A 19,788-nucleotide genomic window follows, 5' to 3' on the forward strand; every position below is an offset into this window, starting at 1 on the left:
GCCACCCAGGGCCATGTAAAAGGATCTGAAGCCAAATTTGGAGCACAAAAAGTGCTGTCCCGGAGCCCCCACGAAAAAAAAGGACCCAATGGGCTCAACGGGGTTCAGATCAATCAGCCGTGTCGCCAACAAAATTGTGGAAGTGGTTGGCAAAGGCGAGTATTTGAAGCTGCACGTTGGACAACTCAGGACCGAATCCACGATATACCCCCGGAGGCGAGACTGCACACCAAGCCCGCAAACTCCGGCATGTGTCGAACGCGAAACCAGGCCAAGCTCCCGACAGGACCAGGGCCAGACCATTTAAACGGAAAGGCCTTTTAAAAATAAAAACAATACATATCAGCCGGATATATAATTGTCTCATAATGTATATTATGTAAACTTTAAAAAATATCCTGATCGACAACTTCCCCCAGGCTCCCTTTTTGGGTGCCCAAAGCAATTGGCACAACCCAAACGGCATACCTCCATCTCCTCCCTCTAAGGTCCCTGAGATCATCGCTCCAGTTCTCGCCAATTGTGTTGGACACAGCGTCGATATTGTCCATCCGCATGTCCACAAAACCCTCGGGGGGCCAATCTGATGCTCACGAAAACCAGCAATCCACCGTGTAAAAAACAGGCACCCCATACCCTCTGTAAGAACCGATTGCACGGCCGACTCCATTTCCTGTTAGAAAAACGGGCCGGTATCGTTGTTTGTGCGCCAACCTGTCTGCTCAACCCTTTGAGGACCGAGGGGGCAATCGGCACCCAGAACACAACAGAAGTAAACACCAATCCTTGCTTACCTGTGTTTACCTGCAAAGCACAAGTAAACACAACACCTGTCAACTCAACACAGCCTTGCCCTACTTTCCACCTCAGAATATACATTGGAAACGATTCGATAACATACCGAAATATATGTTTATTTCTAAAAAAGCTAATGCGCTGGAGCCTTGGGATCGAGCGCATAGCAGCTTCCGCTTTTGTCGCACAAGTGCCCCGGTTGCCTGCTCCAGGCCATCTCGTTTGGACACTATTCCCCCAGAACTTCGCCTCCTGAAAGAGGCTACCGATCAAGAAGCCGGGAAACATTTCTCGGCATAACATGGGGAAACATGTGTTAAGTTAACACAAAACATGACAACAAAGTAAACAAAATGAACATATTGTTGTCTCTCCAACCTCCTTGTATATTGGAGTTGCCGACAGCTGGAAAAGACCAGCTGGGTGAAGCGTGTACAAATCCCACGAAACAGGTCAAAAACAGTCCCAGGGCGCAGCCTGGAGTGTTTCGCACCGTCGAAGCCCCTTACGCGTGGACCTGCCAGACACGGCTGTGCACGTCCTGCCTGGACAAGCGGCCCGAGTTTCAGGGGCAAACTCTTATCGTTTCCGCCACGAGCCAGGGCTTTGTTCCCGATCCCTGATGACATCAGGGTATCTCTTCATGTTCTGCCTTATCCCAGGAGTGGTCATGACTTCTTTTCCTCTTTTCCAAGCCCGTAGCGCATTTCGGGGGGACCAACACCACTGCCACGTTTTCGGTCCTGGTTGGATGCGATGGGTTCCCCTGCTCTTTGTGTTCTGTCTCGCGCTCCCCCTGCCCGGATGGGCTCAGCAAAGCGGGGATTCTTCCTTTGCCCAATGGTTGCAGGAACACGCGGCATACGATGTTTTGAGCCAGGAATTGGCCAAGCAGAGCCCGACCCCGGAAACCTTTTTCAAACGGGTCCGGTTAGCCCTGCAACGTGGCCAACCCGAACAAGCCCGTTCACTATTGCAGTCTTACGGGAGTTTTGACACCGCCTCGCTGGAAGGACAACGACTCTGGCTTCTGGCTCAGGCCTCCCGGATGGAGCAAAAGTGGATCCAAGCTCTATTGGAATACAGCCAGGCCGGGGACCATTGGGACACTGCGACACTGCAATCCCGCTTCACAGCCGAACACAATATGCGCGCCTTCTGGCAGGACACTTGGAGATTGTGGTTCTGGGACCATTTTAACGGTGCTCGTCCGCTGGCCAATTCCGGGCAAAAACAATTGCTGCTCCAGGCGGCCAGTCAGGGACAACAGGTGTGGCCGGAAAGCGCTTTCTGGAAAGACCTCACTTCAGCTTGGCCCGATTCCGATTGGGAAGCCAGGAACACATTTTCCCTCAATGGCCGCTCCTTTCCCAGCACCACTGTGCCTGGAGCGGACCGGGACACTATCACCAAGGCTCTGGCCGCTGTTGCTCTGACTCGTCCAGACCTTGCCCGGGAAGGGGTCCAGGCCATCTCTACCCTACCGGTTCGTCAATTTTGGGAGCAGGTCATTGCCGCCTTTCACAATAACGCTCCAGAGAAAACCACTTCCCTGACCGATCAAATGCAACACCCTCAAACGGCCAGCTTCTGGCAATTGTACGGCCCCGCCCTTACTTCGCTCCCGACCGCAGACACGCGTCTGTCCAATCCCGAGGAATCGTTTTGGACGCCATTTCATACGAGTTTGACCCAAAGTCCTCCAGAGAAAGCCCTGCAACGCCTCGAACAGGAATTGGGATCCAGTCTGCTCTCAGACTCCCTCGTCCAGACGCTCCACAGCCACGCCCTGGGCTACGCCCTGGTCGCCGACGCTGAGGAAGCCGCCAAACGCCACTGGAAGACCTTGAACCACGCCAATCTGCCTGTCCCCCTCCGCGCCGCAGCGCTCCTGGCCGACCTGCCTGAATCCGAAACGGTTTTTTCGGACCAGCCCGAACGGGCCGGTCAAGGCCAGCTTCTGGCAGTTCTGGCCAACGCCGGCGGGCAAAATCCCGCCCCACTTTTTCAAGCCCCCTTCTGGATCCGCCTCAAGGCCACGGACCAGCTTGAAGCCGCGGCCACGCAGTGGCCCCTGGATCGCGGGCTTGTCTACGCCGTCAATGCCCTGCAATGGGCCCAGGCCGAGGCCTCTTCTCCAGGAAGGGCCCAACGGTTGGCTTTGCTCTTTCCCCGGACCCGGGCCGGACAAGAAGCTGCCCTGGACTTGGCCCGCAAAGCCCATACGGCCAAAAATCCGCACCGGGCCTGGCGTTATCTGTCCCGGCTCTCCCCGGATCATCTCGCCACCTCCCAACGCATTCCCTATTGGGAGGCCCGGGCTGGATTGGAAATGGAACTGGGCCGGGAAGAAGAGGCCCTGGACTCCTATGCGACCTTATTGGAAATGGCTCCCGGTCGTCTCGCTCCAGAAAAACATCTCAAACTGGCGCTGCTCGCTCAGCGGAAAAATCGCTGGAATTGGGCTCAGTCTCAGTTGACGACCCTTTGGGAGCAAAAAAACAAGCTTTCCGTCAAACTCCAAGCCGAAACCTTGTTCTGGATGGCTGAAGGCTTCCAATACCAAAAGAAAATGGACCAGGCGCTCACCGCATATCTGCGCGTGGCGTACGCGTATCCCGGCCAGAATATCTGGGCGGTCACCGCCATGTACCGCGCCGCGCTGATCTACGAGCAAAACAAGCAATTCGTCCCTGCCGGCAATCTCCTCCAGGAAGTCATCAAACGGGCCGATCGGGAGAGCCAGAAAGAAGCCGCCCAAGACCGGCTCGACGGGATACGCGCCCGTTCCGGGCAGCAGGAATCTTCGACGATTGCCCCGGAATTTCTGTTTTAACCATATCGCTATTGGGTCCAGGGAAAACAAAAAAAGCACCGGCCGTATCGAACAAAGTGTTCGATACGGCCGGTGCTTTTTTTGCCATTCGGCCTCTGGGCCCGATTCTCCGGCCATGGATGCTGAGGCCCCAAAACACGCCTCCGCCTAGCCAGCCTGCCGCCTTGGTGACCGGTTGGGCAATGTTCACCGGGCAGTTCAGGGGACGTCGCTTTCCTGCCACCCGATGCTCAAAACCATAGGCAACTGCCGCAATTCCCGAAAAACATGGCCCCACGGGACGCAGTCCGTGCTCAACAGCCGTAGCCGGTACTCGGTCTGTTTCAGCTGCACGTCCTCTTTAAAATTTACAAAAAGAATCCGGATGTCCGGATACTTATTCAGTGTCGCCCGTAAAGCGGGCAGAGGATCGCTCTCTTTATTGCTGCAGGAAATAATGAGGATTGTATATTCATCGTGACAGACCGTGAACTTGAAGAAATTCAAACTGTACAGGACCGGCAGGCTCACGCCCAAAGCGATAAGGGCGGGAAAAATAAAACCAGCCCCAATGGCCAGCCCCAGGGCGGTGACCATCCACAAGCTGGCTGCCGTGGTCAGCCCCCGCACCGCGCCTTTCCCCTTGATAATGGCGCCGGCGCCCAGAAACCCCATGCCAGCGATGGCGTACGAAGCGATTCGTCCCGGATCGATCCGGACCACGGAATCGGAACTCAAATGGGCGTACATCTGGGCGATATGCACGGACAACAACATCAGCAGACACGCCGAGAGACAGACTAGAGTGTTGGTCCGAAAGCCAGCTGCCTGTCCGTGTTTTTCTCGCTCAAACCCGATAACCGCTCCGACAAAAGCGGCCAAAAAGATTTTGACCACGATTTCCAACCAATGTGGCGGAAAAATATCTATCCCCATACTCCCATCCTGTCAGTTCCCGGCAATGCGTAAATACACTCTGAATCCACAATCCTCTCCTCTAAAAAAACGAGCCGGCTATTTGCCCTTGGCCTGAACACCCTTTGGGGGGGGCCGAAAAAGGTCTCCAGTGTCCAGGGTAGACTCTCTTCTGCGCATTTCCCTCTCGAGTCTTCAGCAGGACAGGGCCCGAGCCATTTCTTCAAATTCCTACAGATTCCAGGAGAGATCCGCAACGGCATTGGCTCTGAAAACAGTCGCAGTTTGCCCGTTCGAAACCAGTTGAGAAACGGACTCCTGCCGGATACACTTCAGTCGACGTCCCCTTTCATAATCGACCAACCAAGGAGGTTTCATGACCTGGCGCCTGCTTTTACCTCTGTTGACAAGTTTCCTCTTAGTCTGGACGGCAATTCCAGCCTTGAGCCAATCGGAATGGATAACGGAAGTGGAGACCCAATGCGCCTCGTGTCATGACATTGAGGAGGTCTGCGAAAACCTCGATGAGTCGGAGTCCTACTGGCGAGAAACCCTTGACCGCATGGTCGGCCAATGGGGGGTGGACCTGAGTGAAGAGGAAATCGCTACCTGGGCGCGCAAGCTGACTGACGCGCCGGAAAAACTCCGTACTGGACTCTGTCCCTGATTCTCTGGCGTTGCGGGGAGAAAGACAAAGGATACACGCTAGCCATGTATCCTTTGTGCTCCCGTATATCGGGCCGGGTTGTGCCGCGGCAGCGAAAAATATCAATGAGTTGGGGGCAAACTCCGTTTACACCCAGCCCTGCTCCACCCCGTGGCAGGCAATCCGGGTCCCGTTTTCAAGATCAATAAGGCGCGGAATTTCCTCCTGACAGACTGGACGCATGTGAGGACACCGCCCGTGAAAAACGCAACCAGAAGGCAAGTGGATCGGCGTCGGCACTTCGCCCTTGAGTTTGATATGGGAAGACCCGACGCGTCCCAGACGCGGAATGGCGCTGAGCAGGGCTTGGGTATAGGGGTGCCGGGGATGGGAAAAAAGATCCTCAGTCCGCGCCAGCTCGCAAATCGTCCCCAGATACATGACAGCCACCCGGGTGCTGAAATGCTCCACGACCGAAAGGTCATGGGTGATGAACAGGTATGTCAGACCGTGCTGTTCCTGGGCGTCCATCAACAAATTCAGGATCTGGGCCTGGATAGAGACATCCAGGGCTGAAATCGGTTCGTCGGCGACGACAAATTCTGGATCAACCATCAACGCACGGGCGATGCTGATACGTTGGCGCTGACCGCCGGAAAATTCGTGGGGATACCGATACGACCAGGCTGGATCGACCCCGACCTGCTGCATGATTGCGGCGACTTTATCCTTGACCTCATTGGGCCGCATCCCGGGATTGTGAAAGACGACCGGCTCTTCGAGGATCTGCTGCACCGTCATTCGGGGATTAAGTGAAGCGTAGGGATCCTGAAAGACCATTTGCATTTTCTGCCGGTAGGGCAACATCTGCTTTGGCGTCAAGTGATCGATCCGTTCTCCGCGGTAGAATACTTTCCCACTATTGGGTCCGTGCAGTCCCAGCACTGCCCGGCCCAAGGTCGATTTTCCACATCCGCTTTCACCGACCACACTGAATGTTTCTCCGGGAAAAATCGAAAAGTCGACATCATTGAGCGCCTTGACCGTGGTGTACTGGCGCCGGAGCCGGCCGTTTTCCCATTGCAACTGGTCCAGAAGCCCTCCGGAAATATCGAAGTGCTTGACCAAAGATTCCACGCGCAGGACTTTATCCAAGGAAACCGTGAATTTTTCTCGCATAGTCAATTCCTATCCGTACAAATGGCATGCCACTTGGCGGCTACCGGTTTCATCTGTTTGCAGTTCCGGCGTGTGCTGGATGCATATATCCATAGCGTGTGTGCAGCGGGGGTGAAAGGAACATCCCGGCGGAATAGAGGTCAAATTCGGCATGGAGCCTGGTATCTGGTTCAACCGTTTCCCACCGTGCAGCCCCTGGGGCAAGGCGCTGATCAGTCCCTGGGTATAGGGGTGCTTAGGAGCCGCGACCACATCATGTGTCGGACCGGACTCCACGATCTTCCCGGCATACATAACCGCAATTTTCTGCGTCGTCTGCGAAACGACCCCGAGATCGTGGGTGATCAGGATCAACCCCATCTTCTGCGTCGTACACAACTCCATCAACAGGTCCATGATTTCGGCCTGAATGGTCACATCCAGAGCTGTCGTCGGTTCGTCGGCAATGATCAAAGCCGGGTCTGTCAGCAGAGAAATGGCAATGACAATGCGCTGCCGCATCCCTCCTGAAAACTCATGGGGGTATTGCTGCAACCGTTTTTCCGGAGACGGGATATAGACCTGACTCAACTTTTCCAGGGCAATCCGTTCCGCTTCCTGCCTGGAAATCTTTGGCCGGTGTGCTTTGAGGGTCTCCACCATCTGGGTTCCGATCGTCAGCACCGGATTGAGGGTCATCATCGGGTCCTGAAAAATCATGCTGATGCGATTGCCGCGAATATGGCGCATCTGCTCCGTAGACAATGCACTGATATCCCGGCCTTCGAAGAGCACTGCCCCTGAGGCGATGTACCCAGGTTTGCTGATCAGGTTAATAATCGAAAACCCCGCCACAGATTTCCCGGCGCCGCTTTCACCAACGAGCCCCAACCGCTCTCCGGAATCGACATCGAAACTGATGCCGTTCAGGGCCGTCAGATCGCCAAAGCGCAACGCGAAGTTGACGACAAGATCGTTGACTTCGAGTAATTTGGTCATGGCTATCCCTTATACAGCTTGGGGTTGAGGACATCGCGCAACCAGTCACCGAGCAGGTTGATGACCAGAATCAAAACCACCAGCAAGAATCCGGGAAAGGCGGTGATCCACCACGATCCGCTGAGCATGTATTCAAAGCCAATATTGATCAACGAGCCCAGCGACGGTTTATGCGGCGGCATGCCCAACCCGAGAAACGAGAGTGCGGCTTCGCTCATGATCGCATTCGCGACTTGAATGGTGGACAAGACAAAGATCGGCGAAAGACAGTTGGGCAGAATATGGCGCCACATGATCCTGTTGGAGCGCAACCCGATGACCCGGGAGGCCTCGACATATTCTTTTTTCTTTTCCGCCAGCACCGAGGCCCGAACGGTCCGGGCGTATTGCGGCCATTGGGCCAGCCCGATGACAACAATCAAAAACGGGACCGCTATCTCTTCAAACCGCCCCACTCCGATGGCGGCCTGCAGGACCGCACTGACGAAAATAGCGACCATGAGGTAGGAAAACGAGAGTTGCACGTCAGCCAAGCGCATAAAAAACGAATCCAGCTTCCCCCCGAAATAGCCGGCCACAAGTCCAATTATGACCCCGAGCACGGCCTGGAGGGCCACCGCGCACAGACCGATGATAATCGAGACGCGCATGCCGTAGATCATGGTTGAAAGCAGATCGCGGCCTTGATCGTCGGTCCCCAGAAGGAAATTGGTATCGCCGCCGTCCATCCATACCGGCGGCAATTCGGCATCGAGGATGCTTATGCTCGACGTATCATACGGATCATACGGGGCGGAAACCGGGGCAGTAAAAGCGACGATTGTCAGTGTCACCAAAATGACACAACTGATAATCGCCACCGGATCCCGAAAAAAACTGTACAGGATGTAGGAATCCTTAAACCGTTGCCAAGTACTCTTCGTCTTCATTTTGCCCCCGCCAAACGTACTTGGGGATTGACCCATCCATAAATGATATCCACTAACGTGTTCACAACGACCATCACGAGACCAACAAAGACAAGATAGGCAACCAGCAGTGACGTATCACTTCTTTCCACGGCTTCCATAAACAAGAAGCCCAGACCTTGCCATTGAAAGACCGTCTCCGTCAGAATAGTAAAGGCAATGGTAATGCCGAGCTGGACTCCGCCGACTGTAATGACCGGCAGCAGCGTATTCTTGAAGGCATGCACAAACCATATTCTATATTTTTTCAACCCTTTAGCCCATGCAAATTTAATATATTCCGATTCCAGAACTTCCATCATCTCGGAACGGATTAAACGAATAAATAAGGGCAACATGATTGAGGAAAGCGAGACTGCCGGAAGAATAAGATGCTTGATTCCATCCCATGTCAGCAGGCCGGTTTCCCAGCCGCCGATATTAACTGTGTCTCCCCGGCCAAATGAGGGCAACCAACCCAGTTCAACAGAAAAAATGTAGATTAATACGATGGCCGTCAAAAAGACTGGGAGAGAGACACCGACGATACTCCCTCCCATAATACATCGTGAAAAAATACGTTTTGGATAAATCGCAGCGTATATCCCCAAGGGCACGGAAAAAAGAATAATGATTAAACTACTGGCCAGCACAAGTTCAATAGTCGCAGGGGCCTTCTCCAAAATAACACTCGTGGCAGGACGCTGGTAGAAATAGGAGGTACCGAGATCTCCGTGCAGAGCATTTTTCAAAAACCGGCCGTACTGCACCAGCACCGGATCCTTGAGCCCCATTTCTTCCCGCAAGGCTTCACGTTCGGCCTCGGAAGTAGAAATTCCGGTTATCATGCGCACCGGGTCGCCGACATTGTGCTTGATGGCGAATCCTACGATGCTGATAATAAACATGACCAGCAATGCCTGGGCGATTCGCCTGACGATAAAGGCAAACATAGACATCCACCTTCTTAGTGTTGAACGACGATGAGATCAGCCCGATCCTGCCCCGTCTTCTGCATGATGAACAGCACGGGCCGTGGCACCGGCCAAGCTCCTCCTGAAAATCCACAGCATTTTGGAACTTCAGGACCAACTCCGCCGCTACAGTTCCCCCGGTCCTGCGGTGAGCCCGAACGGGGCGGCCTCAAAAAGGAGGGCGGACCACTGTGGCCCGCCCTACCCGATACTCGGCGCTTCGATCAAGCTTTTCTTACTGGATAACCAGGTCCCCGAAATATGGGAAATTCTGCTTATTCACGATGGGCTCGATCTTCAGATTGTCCTTGCCGGCCCAGGAGAGGTGCTGCCAGTGCAAGGGCACGAACGCAGCATCTTCATAGAGGATCCGCTCCACCTTCTTCAGCATGGCGGTCCGCTTCTCCTGATCGGTCTCGGTCTGGGCGTCCAGAATGAACTGATCGACTTCCTTGTTGCAGTAGTTGCCGCTGTTGTATTGGCCGTATCCGGTTTCCTTGTTCGGGCACATGAGCAGGAATTCGGTGTAATTGGCCGAATCCTCGGTGTCCGGGTGCCAGCCGATCATTTGAATGTCGGCCACCTGGGCGTCGAACTTGTTCCAGTACTGGGCCTTGGGCATGGTGGTCAGATTGGCCTTGATCCCGATCTTGGAGAGCATGGCCGCCACAGCCTGAGCGATCTTTTCGTCTTTGACGTACCGATTGTTCGGGGCAATCATGGAGCACTCAAAGCCGTCGGGATAGCCGGCTTCCTTCATGAGTTCCTTGGCCTTGGCCACATCGTGGCGCGGCGTCAGCTCAGGCTGGTAGCTGGCAAACCCTTCCGGGGCCTGCTGCGCGGCCGGAGTGGCCCGGCCTTCCATGATCTTCTGGGCAATGCCGACGTTGTTCACGGCATGGACAATGGCCTGGCGCACTTTCTTGTTCGCAAATTCAGGGCGGCGTTCCTGGTTCAGCTGGAACGTGATCACCCGGCTACCGGACATGGTCACCAGATCGATGCCATCCCGTTTTTCCAGCCGGTCGTAATCCTGCGGCGGCACAGGCATGATGAAATCCACGTCGCCGGAAAGAAGGGCCGCCACGCGGGTGGAGTCCTTTTTGATCGGCGTGAGGATAATCTTGTCGACATTGCCGCTGTCCTCGTCCCAATAGTTGTCGTAGGCCTCGTAGACGACCTTGACGCCCTGCTGCCGCTCAACAACCTTGTACTTCCCGGTACCGGACTCGTGGGTGTTGGCAAAGGTGTAGCCGATCTTCTTGATCGCGTCCTTCGGATTGCCGTTCTTGTCCTCACCGGTGTAGAACTCGCTGTCCATGGGGAAAATATAGGTCGCCATGTTCAACAGCAAAGGATAAGGTTTTTTGGTCACCACATCCACGGTGTATTGGTCCACCGCTTTGGCTCCCTCGAATGGTTCAAACAAGCCTTTGAAATCCGGGCTTTTCTTTAAGCGTTTCAATGTCCAGACAACATCCTTGGCCGTAAACGGGTTGCCGGAATGGAAGGTGACCCCTTCGCGCAGGTGGAAGCGCATGGTGGTCGCATCGATACGTTCCCAGCTCGTGGCCAGGCGGGGTTCGAATTCCATATCCTTGGTCCAGCGCACCAACGGGTCAAAGACCAGATGGGAATACTGGAGCATGCCGCCAGACAGCTGCACATGGGGATCCAAGGAATAGGGATCTGCGTCCATGGCTAAGCGCAACGTCTTCGCCTGAACACTCCCGACCAGGAGTATGCTGAAAATCAGCACACTCAAAATACATAGGACCCTCTTCATAGAACCTCTCCTGTTGCTCGTTTGCGCCAATCCAGACCTCGACCGCGCCGAGGACACGCTCATGCCTGCCGATCCAACGGCGGACAGCGTCCCGGCAGAACGACTCTGTGTCGAATATTCCTCAAATCCTATACAATCGTGTGACAAATGGCAATACATTTGGCGCTGCAAGGATCCCTCTCGCCTCTGCTCCCCTTGTCAGGATCGGCGAATCACGGTAAGTCCGCTTGCCCCGAGGTCGGGGGGCTCCGCTTGCCCGCGTTTGTCGGCCCAGGATTGCAACGCCCAGCTACCAGCGGCTGAGCCAGGATGGAGGCACTATGTCAGCAGAAATCCGCTCCCAGGCTGCGTCTCGATACGAGCAGGACCCCATAACGGTTTGGATCGAACCGGAGAACGAATCGTGCCAATTCCCGAGCTTGAATACTGTCCAGCAATTGTTAAATCGTTTGGGATTGGGCGTGAACGATGCCCTGATCATCCGCAACAACACATTGCTGACTCCAGACCGCAAACTCCAGCCCGGGGACCACATCACCGTCAGCCATGTGACCTCCAGAGGATAACCCCATGAAATGCAAACGGTGTAAAGAACCTGCAGTCGTGGCCTTGCCCAGCCACCACACCGGATTCTGCGAACCGTGTTTCTTGCAGTTCTTTCAGCGCCAGGTCAAACGCGCCATCAAGGAAGAACGTCTGTTCACTCCTGAAGACCGGATTCTTGTGGCTGTGAGCGGGGGCAAAGATTCGCTGGCCCTTTTGTGGCAACTCCGTGACCTTGGCTACAATGTCCACGGCCTCCACGTCGATCTGGGCATTCCTGACTCCTCGGACCGTGCCAAGACCGCCATTGCTGCCTTTTGCGATCAACAGGCCATCCCGCTGCACATCGTCTCCACCGAAGAGGCCGGCGTAGCCATTCCCGATCTCGCAGAGCGGATCGATCAACCGGTCTGCTCCTTTTGCGGCAAAATCAAGCGCCATTTTTTCAATACCTATGCTGTAGAACACGGCTTCAATGTGCTGGCCACAGGCCATAACCTGGACGATGAGGTCAGCCGGCTTTTCGCCAACACCCTGGGATGGAAGACCGATTATCTGGCCACCCAGGGTCCCCTTCTGCCTGCGGACAATGGTTTTGCTCGCAAAGTCAAACCACTGTACCGCCATTCTGAATTTGAAACAGCCGCCTTCTGTTTTCTCAAAGGCATCGAGCACGTCAAAGCCCCCTGCCCGTATAGCCAGGGGGCCTCATTTACGTTGTACAAAAAACTTCTCAATGATCTGGAAACCGAGCAACCCGGTCGCAAGCTCTTTTTCTACCAGGAATTTCTCCGCCGGGCTAAAAACTCTTTCCAAGACCATGCTCCCAAGCACCCCCCCATCGCCCCCTGTATCCGCTGTGGAGCTCCCACCTCGGCAGAAATCTGCAGCGTCTGCCGCCTGCGCAACAAGCTCGCAACAACCTGAATCACGACACAAACCAGGGAAAGTTGCAACACTCAATTTTCTTTGTCATTACAGCCCCTGTCTTTGCTGCCTGAACGCGTTCTCTCAAAAGCGGCGTGAGACGAAAAACAACTTCCAATGCGCTTGACCGCCATTACCTCTCCCTCCAGCCTTCCTCCGGTCGAAATTGTCGCCTGGAGGGAACCCAGCGCAACAGCCCTTCTCCTCCCCAGGGAGAACCCTGCACTCTGGTTTCCTCAAGCCCCTTTTGCACAAGATGCAACAGCTGCCCCCGGGGAATCTCTCGGGCGCCGAAACGGAGCATGTGCGCGGTGGTTTGCTGACAATCCATAGCCGTAAAGCCCCGCTCCCGCAGGACCTGGACCAAGGCGACCAAAGCGGCCTTGGAGGCGTTTGGCACACTATAGAACATGGATTCCCCGTAAAAGATCCGCCCCAGAGCGACCCCGTAAATTCCGCCGACCAGTTCTTCCCCCTGCCAGGTCGCTACACAATGGGCGTGCCCCTGTCTGTGAAGTTCACTATAGGCGTCAATCATCTCCGGGGTCAGCCAAGTGCCTTCTCCTTCCGGTCGTTTGGCCCTGGCACACCCCTGGATGATCTGCTCAAAGCTTTGATCCACACTCAGGCGAAACTCTCCCTTATTCAACGTTCGTCGCAGACTTCGAGGCATGTGGAACTCATCGCAAAACAGCACCAGTCTGGGGTCTGGCGACCACCACAACAACGGTGTCTCTTCGCTGTACCAAGGAAAAACGGTCCAGGCGTAAGCCTGCAAAAGGCGCGGCACGCTCAAATCGCCCCCAAGAGCAAGCAGCCCATCCTCCTCCGCCAGATCAGGGTGCGGAAAGACGGGCGCGTCGTACAATTGGAACACGGGCATACACACTATCCTTTGTCGAGATATACATCGGAATCCAGGGCTAATCGGTGCCCGATTGAATTCAGAAGCTGCACAAAAAAGGCCGCCCCAAACAAGCGGTTCGGGGCGGCCTGCGCCACCTGTCCCTCAAACGGCAGGCAGGCGGCTGGTCCATTCACTGGGAAACTCTCTCAAGCCGAAGAAACGCATCCGGTATCAAGGGACTGGCGAAGCGTGAGCCACGCAGTCCCAGAATACGAGCCTCTGCTTAGCTCTTGGAATCGCGCGACTGGAAACGCAAACTCAGTTGATCCTCTGTTCCGGATTTGCGTGTCCCAACAACGACTTCTCCCCCGTCCTGCAGCTTACCGAACAGCATGGCGTCAGCAAGCTTGTCCTTGATCTCTTCCTGGAGAACGCGCCCAAGCGGCCTAGCGCCATAGTCGGGATCATATCCTTTGCGGGCCAGTACCGCTTTCGCCTTGGGTTGGAGATGGATATGAACTCGTTTCTCAGCGAGTTGGGCATTGAGTTCGGCAATGAATTTGTCCACGATCTGTTCCATCAGCGCCTGACTCAGCGGAGCAAAGGGGACAATGGCATCCAGGCGGTTACGGAATTCGGGGCTGAACAATTGTTCTGCAGCCCGGACCCCTTTGTTGGTCTTTTCGCCGGCCGATTCCTGGCCAAAACCGATGCTCTTGCTGCTCATTTCCCGGGCCCCGGCATTCGAGGTCATAAGCAAAACGACGTGACGAAAATCCGCCTTACGGCCGTTATTGTCCGTCAATGTCGCGTAATCCATGACCTGAAGCAAGATATTAAACAGGTCCGGATGCGCTTTTTCGACCTCGTCCAAAAGCAGGACGCAATGGGGATGCTTGCGCACCGCGTCGGTCAACAAACCGCCCTGATCAAAGCCCACATAGCCAGGGGGCGCCCCGATAAGCCGGGCCACCGCGTGCTTTTCCATGTATTCACTCATGTCAAAGCGCATAAAGTGAATGCCCAGCACGTTGGACAGCTGCTTGGCCAATTCGGTCTTGCCCACACCCGTGGGGCCGACCAGCAGGAAATTGCCCACCGGCTTTCCAGCTTCCCGCAATCCGGCCCGGGAACGCTTGATCGACTGGCCGATGACCGAAACCGCCTTGTCTTGACCAAAGACGACCCCTTTGAGTTCAGAGTCGAGGTGCGCCAACCGCTCCTTGTCCGAATGGCTGACACTTTTGATCGGGACCTTGGCGACACTGGCCACAACTTTCTCGATATCCTTCGGGGTCACACGCTTGCGCCGCTTCTTCCCCGTCTCCAGACGGAACAAAGCGCCGGCCTCATCGACAACATCTATGGCCTTGTCCGGAAGATATTTGTCTGAAACATACCGTGAGGTCAGTTCCACGGCGGCCCGGATGGCTGCGGTCGTGTACTGGATACCGTGGTGCCGTTCGTAATAGGGACGCAACCCTTGAAGGATCGCGATCGAGTCGGCTTCGGACGGCTCCGGGACCTCAATCTTCTGAAATCGCCTGGACAGGGCGCGGTCTTTTTCAAAATGGTTTTTGTACTCTTCATATGTGGTCGATCCAATACACCGCAACTCCCCGGAGGCCAAGACCGGCTTGAGGATATTGGAGGCATCCATGCTGCCGCCGCTGGTAGCGCCGGCCCCAACAATGGTGTGGATCTCATCGATGAACAAGATGGCCTTGTCCATCTGGGTCAATTCCTTGATCACAGCCTTCAAACGCGCCTCAAAATCGCCGCGGTATTTACTGCCGGCCAACAAGGCCCCCATATCGAGGCTGAAGAGGCGCGCGTCCTGAAACGACTCCGGCACCTCTTTATTCACGATGTTCCGAGCCAGCCCCTCGGCCAAGGCGGTCTTGCCCACGCCGGGATCCCCGACATAAATGGGGTTGTTTTTCCGCCGCCGGGCCAGCACTTGCACGGTCCGCTGCAGCTCTCCTTCGCGACCGATCAAGGGGTCGATCATGCCGTCCCTGGCGCGCTGGATCAGATCCACCGCATACTGGTCCAGGGCTGAACTGCCCTTGCTCTCGGCGCTTTCCTCAGCAGTCTGGTGTTCCTGGCCGTGGGAGAGGTATTCGAGTACATCCAATCGCTCGACGCCCTGATGGCGCAAATAGTAGGCTGCGTAGGACTCCTCTTCCTCGAGAAGCGAGGCCAGAAGATCGCCGACCTGAACCGCTTCCTTGCCCGCGGATTGCATGTGCATGATCGCGCGTTGCAAAACCCGCTGGACGCTTAAGGTCTGGATGACTTCTCTGGATTGTCCACTCGGATAGACCTCGAGGTGGTTCACAAAGAACTGCTCAAGTTCAGTCTTCAATTCTTTGAGATTCGCCCCGCAATGGTGCAAAAAGGCCTTCCCGTTCGTATCTTGGACATATGCATACAATATATGTTCGAGCGTCAGGAACTCATGCTGACGCCTTTTTACTTCGTGAACTGCCGACGCGAATATTCTCTCAAGTTCCTTACTGAGCATTGTTACACCTCTTCCATTGTACACTTCAGAGGATAGCCGTGCTTACGTGCCATCTGGCTGACCATGGCTACTTTAGTCTCTGCAACTTCGGCTGTATAAATTCCACAAACACCAACACCGTTTTTGTGTACATTGAGCATTATCTGAGTCGCTTCCGCTTCAGATTTATTGAAAATGTCCATAAGCACCTGGACTACGAATTCCATTGTTGTATAATCGTCGTTGTGCAGAAGGACCTTATATCGAGAAGGCTCTTTAACGGCTGTTTCTTCACCTTTTTCCGGTACGATACGAGGATCGTTCTCCATACTCATAAACAGGACTCCACATTGCCGTTTTGGCAAGACTGTCTCAAAGCCGAACGCTCCGGTTCCGAAAAGACAAAAGAGACATATCTCTCGGGGCTGTCTTTCGTGCCAGCGGCTGGATTGAGTTCGTGGTACGTGGCTGTGGTTGCCCGCCGAGGGTCAAGTTCCAAGGCCGCAGCCACCTGCGTCAATTCAGGCTCGTCTCCTTCGATTTCCACGAACCGCCCGAAAGGAACCCGGTCCAGGCAGACCTCGCAGGCGCCCCATCTCCATTTTGAACGGATTTTCTCATATTCGAGCACGACGCGCAAACCCAATTGCCCCAATACGGCCGCCGTCTCGTGCACGGATCCCACTTCTGTCTGATTTTCCTGCCATACCTTGAGATCCTCAGGATGCTCTCCTGCCGGGGGGCTTTTGAGGCACAGGACAGTGCGTCCCCCCTGTCGCAGTCGCAGTAATTTGCGCTGCTGCAATAACGCTCTGTCTGGCCAGTCAAAGATCCGGTTCGACTCAAAATACTCGCCAAGCAGTATCGCTTGCTCCTTCGTTTCAAGGAGCCGTCGCACAGCGCGCAGATCGTCCACACCATATTTGCGTTCCGATTCAAGGGCCATAGGACCTCTTTGTAGCTCCCGTCCCTGGTGCAGGGTCCGGGGTCAGAAGGTGCTCGGGTCAAGAATGAAGGACAACGGCGGCATGCATTTTGCGCTTACGCTAGGCAATGGCCGCCTTCACCCTTTGTAGTCCAAACGGACAGGAATCCACCCGGCGTGCAAAACCTGGACGTCAGTAGACAAAAAGTAGCCTCCACAGAGGGGTTGTCAATGGGCGGAGTCGGAGCAGAAAAAGACAGGAAGGACAAAACCGGATGAGACGCGAGGTCTATCTGACTGTTGAAAAATTCCGTATACCGCAGGTCGTGCAAAAATCCCAAGAAACGGCGGCAAAAAGTTCAAGCTCGCAGCGAATATCTCCCTGCACAAAGGCATGAATTTTTAGCAACTTTTCCGCCATTGGGAGATTGGCAACGGCCGGCTCTGCCATTTCCAGGGGGGAGACGATGCACCACTTCGCCCCAGCCCCTGCTCATCTCCGGGCGGAAGCTTGGATATCTGGAGACAGCGGCGCCCAAAGCGACTTCGTGTCCCAATCCGCAAACAAACGGGGTGTCATCCCCAGAGTGGCGGCATCGAAGGCAACGCCTCGTGAATGCAGCGATCGTTGCGAAATTTTGAGCACTGTCGCCTACAAAAAATAAAACAGCCCGGCCTGGAAGGTCCCGATCACAAATCCCAACACAGCCCCAACCAACTCGATGAACTGAAATTCGTTGCGCATGATACGCATCAGGATGTCTTCCAGTTTATCCATGGAAAAGGACTCGACCTTGCTGCGCACAAGTTCCTTAAAGTCGAGTCGGTGTTCAAGTTCTTCGGCGGCACTGTCGATCACCTCGGGAATAAGTCCGTCTATTTCATTAATAAGCAAGGTCTTGACCTTCTCCAGCATCTGCCCGTTGAGCACCATCCCGATCATAGGATTGAGGCCGGTCAGTTTCTCCTGGAGAAACATGTCCACATACACGGCGATTGTCTCCCGAAATTTGGCATGCAGCGCCGGGTCCTGCATAATTGCAGTGATATCCTCGTGGCTGATGAGTTCATTTTGCACCATCTCGCCGATGTTTTCGGCCAGCGCTTGCTGCCGTTTGGGAAAGACTCCCTGAAACCTCCACCCAAAAATGAAAACAGGCTGTTTGGGGTAAAACAGCATTTTCACCGCGATATAGTTGGTCAACCACCCGATAAAGGCGCAAACAATCGGTGCGGCAAGATAGGGTAAATACTCCATGACTGTCCTCGTGATTTTTCGTGCTCAATACAAGGTGCGTGACCGAACTTTCCTGAAATCGTTCAGGCCGGTGCGCTGAACCGGCACCCCAGAGAATGCCCCCAGCGACTCGTGGCACGTGCAGCCGTCTGCGCTGTGCTTGGGAATGTTTTGACAAGTCTGCCCCCCCCCTGCAAAAACGGAAACCAAATGCTGCGGTTTCAGAAGGAGGGCTTCCTGTCACAGCCCCATTTTTGAAAGTACTGGGGCAAGTGTCGTATTGATTTCAGCTCCGACGCGGACTACATAGACGGCCCCGCTTCCCTGAAGTGCGCAGCAAACGTGCAGGGTTAGAGGAACGGGCCTCCTGTAAAGATCAGCCATCCCCGGACACCTGATTGCCAACAAAGGAAGACGATATGACTTGTCGAAGCCTGACCTACTCTTCTGCCCAGGACTGGGCCGCCATTCGTGCATGGCTCGCTCCGCGGACTGAACCCGACACCTCGGTGGAGGGCCCGGTGCGCGAGATACTCCAAGAAGTGCAACAGCACGGCGATGCCACTTTGGTCAAATACACCCAGCGTTTCGATTGCCCGGATTTCCAAGCCCATATGCTGGCGGTGCCCCAGGAACAGATCGAGGCTGCTGTACAGGAAATTCCCGCCGAGGACAAACGGATTATTGAGGAGGCCGCGGCCAACATCAGGGATTATCACGCCAAACAGCAGGAAAACTCCTGGTTCACCCCCCAAAGCGGCGGCACGATACTGGGCCAGATCGTTCGCCCTGTGGACCGGGCTGGGCTCTACGTTCCAGGCGGACAGGGAGGCGATACCCCGCTCTTGTCCAGTCTGCTCATGAACGCCATTCCCGCCCAGGTGGCCGGGGTTGGGGACATCTCCCTGGTGACCCCTCCAAGGGTGGATGGGACCGTCAATCCCTATATCCTGTGTACAGCGGGCATTCTCGGCTTAGACCGTGTTTTCGCCGTTGGCAGTGCCTGGGCCGTCGCCGCCTTGGCCTTCGGCACCGAAACCCTTCCCTGCGTCGACGTCATTGCCGGACCGGGAAACATCTTTGTGGCCACAGCCAAACGGCTGTTGCAGGGCCAGATCGGCATCGACATGGTCGCCGGTCCCAGTGAAATCGCCATCGTAGCGGACGCAAGCGCTTCAGCCGAACGGCTGGCCGCGGACATGCTCTCCCAGGCCGAACACGACCCCCTGGCGTCGAGTATTCTGATAACCGACTCGCAGGACCTGCTGCAAACCACCCAACAGGAATTGGAACGCCAGCTCGCCGAATTGCCCCGCAATACCATCGCCCGGCAGTCGCTCTCGGACTGGGGGGCCTGCATTCGTGTTCCGGACACGGCCACCGGACTGGAACTCGCCAATCGTCTTGCCCCGGAGCACCTTGAACTCTGCCTGGAATCACCCTGGCAGTGGATCGATCAAGTCCACCATGCCGGAGCGGTTTTCCTCGGTCACAGCACCCCGGAACCTGTTGGCGATTATTTCGCCGGACCGAACCACGTCCTGCCGACCATTGGCACGGCCCGATTCAGTTCCGCCCTTTCGGTCCAGAATTTCACCAAGAAGACAAGCCTCATCGCCACTTCGGACGCCTATATCCAGGAGCATGGGGCCAAGATCGCTCGAATGGCCCGCCTCGAAGGGCTTGAGGCCCACGCCAGAAGCGTCGAGACCCGGTATCGGTGTTTGTGAGCCTGGCCCGATTGGTAGCCACTGCTACCGCGTGGTCC

The 19,788-nt window shown here is 55.3% G+C and carries 16 protein-coding genes; 5 read left to right on the forward strand and 11 right to left on the reverse strand.

Annotated features, from left to right (window positions below):
• Window positions 1-1,465: 1,465 nt before the first annotated feature.
• A complete protein-coding gene (locus tag DRET_RS06770; protein ID WP_015751789.1) occupies window positions 1,466-3,631 on the forward strand; it encodes a tetratricopeptide repeat protein in 2,166 nt (721 codons plus the stop codon).
• 198 nt (window positions 3,632-3,829) lie between these two features.
• On the opposite strand, the gene DRET_RS06775 is transcribed toward DRET_RS06770, so the two are convergent.
• A complete protein-coding gene (locus DRET_RS06775) occupies window positions 3,830-4,546 on the reverse strand; it encodes an MgtC/SapB family protein (RefSeq protein WP_015751790.1) in 717 nt (238 codons plus the stop codon).
• Between the two features lie 355 nt (window positions 4,547-4,901).
• On the opposite strand from DRET_RS06775, the gene DRET_RS06780 reads away from it, so the two are divergent.
• Entirely contained in the window at window positions 4,902-5,192 is a 291-nt protein-coding gene (locus DRET_RS06780; protein ID WP_015751791.1) for a hypothetical protein, read from the forward strand.
• Window positions 5,193-5,318: 126 nt separating this feature from the next.
• Here the strand turns inward: DRET_RS06780 and DRET_RS06785 are convergent, their stop codons facing one another.
• The 5 genes from DRET_RS06785 to DRET_RS06805 all read right to left on the reverse strand — a co-directional run bounded on the left by DRET_RS06785 (window position 5,319) and on the right by DRET_RS06805 (window position 11,035).
• Complete coding sequence (locus tag DRET_RS06785) at window positions 5,319-6,350, reverse strand: ABC transporter ATP-binding protein (protein ID WP_015751792.1); 1,032 nt, start codon at window positions 6,348-6,350, stop codon at window positions 5,319-5,321.
• 9 nt (window positions 6,351-6,359) lie between these two features.
• Window positions 6,360-7,328 carry an ABC transporter ATP-binding protein gene (locus tag DRET_RS06790; protein WP_015751793.1) on the reverse strand — a complete coding sequence of 323 codons (969 nt, stop codon included), beginning with the start codon at window positions 7,326-7,328 and terminating at the stop codon, window positions 6,360-6,362.
• Window positions 7,329-7,330: 2 nt separating this feature from the next.
• The gene (locus tag DRET_RS06795; RefSeq protein ID WP_015751794.1) at window positions 7,331-8,257 is read right to left on the reverse strand and encodes an ABC transporter permease; all 927 of its coding nucleotides are present in this window, start codon (window positions 8,255-8,257) and stop codon (window positions 7,331-7,333) included.
• On the reverse strand, window positions 8,254-9,228 hold the full coding sequence (locus DRET_RS06800; RefSeq protein WP_015751795.1) for an ABC transporter permease: 975 nt from the start codon (window positions 9,226-9,228) through the stop codon (window positions 8,254-8,256). The genes DRET_RS06795 and DRET_RS06800 overlap by 4 nt, the downstream gene beginning before the upstream one ends.
• A 256-nt stretch (window positions 9,229-9,484) precedes the next feature.
• Window positions 9,485-11,035: an ABC transporter substrate-binding protein gene (locus tag DRET_RS06805; protein WP_015751796.1), complete on the reverse strand. Its 1,551-nt coding sequence runs from the start codon at window positions 11,033-11,035 to the stop codon at window positions 9,485-9,487.
• A gap of 320 nt (window positions 11,036-11,355) precedes the next feature.
• On the opposite strand from DRET_RS06805, the gene DRET_RS06810 reads away from it, so the two are divergent.
• Together DRET_RS06810 and DRET_RS06815 are read left to right on the forward strand one after the other, a co-directional pair.
• Window positions 11,356-11,601 carry a ubiquitin family protein gene (locus DRET_RS06810; RefSeq protein ID WP_015751797.1) on the forward strand — a complete coding sequence of 82 codons (246 nt, stop codon included), beginning with the start codon at window positions 11,356-11,358 and terminating at the stop codon, window positions 11,599-11,601.
• A 4-nt stretch (window positions 11,602-11,605) separates the two neighbouring features.
• On the forward strand, window positions 11,606-12,505 hold the full coding sequence (locus DRET_RS06815; RefSeq protein WP_015751798.1) for a PP-loop family protein: 900 nt from the start codon (window positions 11,606-11,608) through the stop codon (window positions 12,503-12,505).
• A gap of 133 nt (window positions 12,506-12,638) precedes the next feature.
• On the opposite strand, the gene aat is transcribed toward DRET_RS06815, so the two are convergent.
• From aat to DRET_RS06840, 5 genes are all read right to left on the reverse strand, one after another.
• Window positions 12,639-13,388: a leucyl/phenylalanyl-tRNA--protein transferase gene (gene aat / locus DRET_RS06820; RefSeq protein WP_015751799.1), complete on the reverse strand. Its 750-nt coding sequence runs from the start codon at window positions 13,386-13,388 to the stop codon at window positions 12,639-12,641.
• A gap of 247 nt (window positions 13,389-13,635) precedes the next feature.
• Window positions 13,636-15,879, reverse strand: coding sequence for an ATP-dependent Clp protease ATP-binding subunit ClpA (gene clpA / locus DRET_RS06825; RefSeq protein WP_015751801.1), 2,244 nt, complete (start codon window positions 15,877-15,879; stop codon window positions 13,636-13,638).
• A gap of 2 nt (window positions 15,880-15,881) precedes the next feature.
• Window positions 15,882-16,193: an ATP-dependent Clp protease adapter ClpS gene (gene clpS / locus DRET_RS06830; RefSeq protein WP_015751802.1), complete on the reverse strand. Its 312-nt coding sequence runs from the start codon at window positions 16,191-16,193 to the stop codon at window positions 15,882-15,884.
• A complete protein-coding gene (locus tag DRET_RS06835) occupies window positions 16,190-16,804 on the reverse strand; it encodes a class IV adenylate cyclase (protein WP_015751803.1) in 615 nt (204 codons plus the stop codon). Before DRET_RS06835 ends, clpS begins: the two co-directional genes overlap by 4 nt.
• A gap of 631 nt (window positions 16,805-17,435) precedes the next feature.
• Window positions 17,436-18,041, reverse strand: coding sequence for a DUF445 domain-containing protein (locus DRET_RS06840; RefSeq protein WP_015751804.1), 606 nt, complete (start codon window positions 18,039-18,041; stop codon window positions 17,436-17,438).
• 398 nt (window positions 18,042-18,439) lie between these two features.
• Here DRET_RS06840 and hisD point away from each other — a divergent pair, with 398 nt between their 5' ends.
• Window positions 18,440-19,750, forward strand: a complete 1,311-nt coding sequence (hisD, locus tag DRET_RS06845; protein ID WP_015751805.1) for a histidinol dehydrogenase — start codon at window positions 18,440-18,442, stop codon at window positions 19,748-19,750.
• Window positions 19,751-19,788: the final 38 nt, after the last annotated feature.

It is taken from the genome of Desulfohalobium retbaense DSM 5692 (assembly GCF_000024325.1).
Classification (GTDB): domain Bacteria; phylum Desulfobacterota; class Desulfovibrionia; order Desulfovibrionales; family Desulfohalobiaceae; genus Desulfohalobium; species Desulfohalobium retbaense.

Excerpts from the sequence above, each read along its gene's own strand:
- DRET_RS06770 (WP_015751789.1), top strand. The coding sequence starts at position 1,466 with ATGACTTCTTTTCCTCTTTTCCAAGCCCGTAGCGCATTTCGGGGGGAC.
- DRET_RS06775 (WP_015751790.1), bottom strand. The coding sequence starts at position 4,546 with ATGGGGATAGATATTTTTCCGCCACATTGGTTGGAAATCGTGGTCAAA.
- DRET_RS06780 (WP_015751791.1), top strand. The coding sequence starts at position 4,902 with ATGACCTGGCGCCTGCTTTTACCTCTGTTGACAAGTTTCCTCTTAGTC.
- DRET_RS06785 (WP_015751792.1), bottom strand. The coding sequence starts at position 6,350 with ATGCGAGAAAAATTCACGGTTTCCTTGGATAAAGTCCTGCGCGTGGAA.
- DRET_RS06790 (WP_015751793.1), bottom strand. The coding sequence starts at position 7,328 with ATGACCAAATTACTCGAAGTCAACGATCTTGTCGTCAACTTCGCGTTG.
- DRET_RS06795 (WP_015751794.1), bottom strand. The coding sequence starts at position 8,257 with ATGAAGACGAAGAGTACTTGGCAACGGTTTAAGGATTCCTACATCCTG.
- DRET_RS06800 (WP_015751795.1), bottom strand. The coding sequence starts at position 9,228 with ATGTTTGCCTTTATCGTCAGGCGAATCGCCCAGGCATTGCTGGTCATG.
- DRET_RS06805 (WP_015751796.1), bottom strand. The coding sequence starts at position 11,035 with ATGAAGAGGGTCCTATGTATTTTGAGTGTGCTGATTTTCAGCATACTC.
- DRET_RS06810 (WP_015751797.1), top strand. The coding sequence starts at position 11,356 with ATGTCAGCAGAAATCCGCTCCCAGGCTGCGTCTCGATACGAGCAGGAC.
- DRET_RS06815 (WP_015751798.1), top strand. The coding sequence starts at position 11,606 with ATGAAATGCAAACGGTGTAAAGAACCTGCAGTCGTGGCCTTGCCCAGC.
- aat (WP_015751799.1), bottom strand. The coding sequence starts at position 13,388 with ATGCCCGTGTTCCAATTGTACGACGCGCCCGTCTTTCCGCACCCTGAT.
- clpA (WP_015751801.1), bottom strand. The coding sequence starts at position 15,879 with ATGCTCAGTAAGGAACTTGAGAGAATATTCGCGTCGGCAGTTCACGAA.
- clpS (WP_015751802.1), bottom strand. The coding sequence starts at position 16,193 with ATGAGTATGGAGAACGATCCTCGTATCGTACCGGAAAAAGGTGAAGAA.
- DRET_RS06835 (WP_015751803.1), bottom strand. The coding sequence starts at position 16,804 with ATGGCCCTTGAATCGGAACGCAAATATGGTGTGGACGATCTGCGCGCT.
- DRET_RS06840 (WP_015751804.1), bottom strand. The coding sequence starts at position 18,041 with ATGGAGTATTTACCCTATCTTGCCGCACCGATTGTTTGCGCCTTTATC.
- hisD (WP_015751805.1), top strand. The coding sequence starts at position 18,440 with ATGACTTGTCGAAGCCTGACCTACTCTTCTGCCCAGGACTGGGCCGCC.